General features: G+C 54.7%; 1 rRNA gene. It reads left to right on the forward strand.

Annotated elements, in window-relative coordinates:
- A 23S ribosomal RNA gene (locus IHD13_RS17960) occupies positions 1–2129 on the forward strand; the annotation flags it as partial.

Genomic DNA, 2129 nt, shown 5'->3' on the forward strand with positions numbered 1-2129 from the left:
GGAGGCGAACCGGGGGAACTGAAACATCTAAGTACCCCGAGGAAAAGAAATCAACCGAGATTCCCCAAGTAGCGGCGAGCGAACGGGGACCAGCCCTTAAGCTGGTGACTGGTTAGGCGAACGAGCTGGGAAGCTCGACCATAGTGGGTGATAGTCCCGTAGCCGAAAACCTGATCCAGTGAAATCGAGTAGGTCGGGGCACGTGAAACCTTGACTGAAGACGGGGGGACCATCCTCCAAGGCTAAATACTCCTGGCTGACCGATAGTGAACCAGTACCGTGAGGGAAAGGCGAAAAGAACCCCGGAGAGGGGAGTGAAATAGATCCTGAAACCGTATGCGTACAAGCAGTGGGAGCAGACTCGTTCTGTGACCGCGTACCTTTTGTATAATGGGTCAGCGACTTATATTCAGTGGCGAGCTTAACCGTATAGGGGAGGCGTAGGGAAACCGAGTCTTAACTGGGCGACCAGTCGCTGGATATAGACCCGAAACCGGGCGATCTATCCATGAGCAGGTTGAAGGTTGAGTAACATCAACTGGAGGACCGAACCAGGATCTGTTGAAAAAGATTTGGATGACTTGTGGATCGGAGTGAAAGGCTAATCAAGCCCGGAGATAGCTGGTTCTCCTCGAAAGCTATTTAGGTAGCGCCTCACGTATCACCGCCGGGGGTAGAGCACTGTTTCGGCTAGGGGGCCATCCCGGCTTACCAACCCGAGGCAAACTCCGAATACCGGTGAGTGCAGCGTGGGAGACACACGGCGGGTGCTAACGTCCGTCGTGAAAAGGGAAACAACCCAGACCGTCAGCTAAGGCCCCAAAATCCTGGTTAAGTGGGAAACGATGTGGGAAGGCTCAGACAGCTAGGAGGTTGGCTTAGAAGCAGCCATCCTTTAAAGAAAGCGTAATAGCTCACTAGTCGAGTCGGCCTGCGCGGAAGATGTAACGGGGCTCAAACCAGGTGCCGAAGCTACGGGTTCGTCGAATGACGAGCGGTAGAGGAGCGTCGTGTAAGCCAATGAAGGTGAGTTGAGAAGCTCGCTGGAGGTATCACGAGTGCGAATGCTGACATGAGTAACGATAAGGGGAGTGAAAAACTCCCCCGCCGGAAGACCAAGGGTTTCTGTTCGACGCTAATCGGAGCAGAGTGAGTCGGCCCCTAAGGCGAGGCCGAAAGGCGTAGTCGATGGGAAACGGGTCAATATTCCCGTACCTCACAGAATTGCGATGGGGGGACGAAGAAGGCTAGGTGAGCCAGGCGTTGGTTGTCCTGGTGAAAGTCGGTAGGCCGAGATCTTAGGCAAATCCGGGATCTCAAGGCCGAGAGACGAGACGAACAGACTACGGTCTGGAAGTCATTGATGCCACGCTTCCAGGAAAAGCCTCTAAGCTTCAGATTCTGTGAGACCGTACCCCAAACCGACACAGGTGGTCAGGTAGAGAATACCAAGGCGCTTGAGAGAACTCGGGTGAAGGAACTAGGCAAAATGGTGCCGTAACTTCGGGAGAAGGCACGCCGGCGTAGTGTGAACACCCCGCGGTGGAAGCACGAACCGGTCGAAGATACCAGGTGGCTGCAACTGTTTATTAAAAACACAGCACTCTGCAAACGCGCAAGCGGACGTATAGGGTGTGACGCCTGCCCGGTGCCGGAAGGTTAATTGATGGTGTTAGGCTCCGGCCGAAGCTCCTGATCGAAGCCCCGGTAAACGGCGGCCGTAACTATAACGGTCCTAAGGTAGCGAAATTCCTTGTCGGGTAAGTTCCGACCTGCACGAATGGCGTAATGATGGCCACACTGTCTCCACCCGAGACTCAGTGAAATTGAAATCGCAGTGAAGATGCTGTGTACCCGCGGCTAGACGGAAAGACCCCGTGAACCTTTACTATAGCTTCACACTGGACGCTGATGTTGCTTGTGTAGGATAGCTGGGAGGCTTGGAAACCCGGACGCCAGTTCGGGTGGAGCCAACCTTGAAATACCAGCCTGGCATCATTGGCGTTCTAACTCAGCCCCGTTATCCGGGGCGAGGACAGTGTGTGGTGGGTAGTTTGACTGGGGCGGTCTCCTCCCAAAGAGTAACGGAGGAGCACGAAGGTACCCTCAGCACGGTCGGAAATCGTGCA

The sequence above is a fragment of the Halomonas sp. 328 genome (assembly GCF_015645095.1).
Lineage (GTDB): Bacteria > Pseudomonadota > Gammaproteobacteria > Pseudomonadales > Halomonadaceae > Bisbaumannia.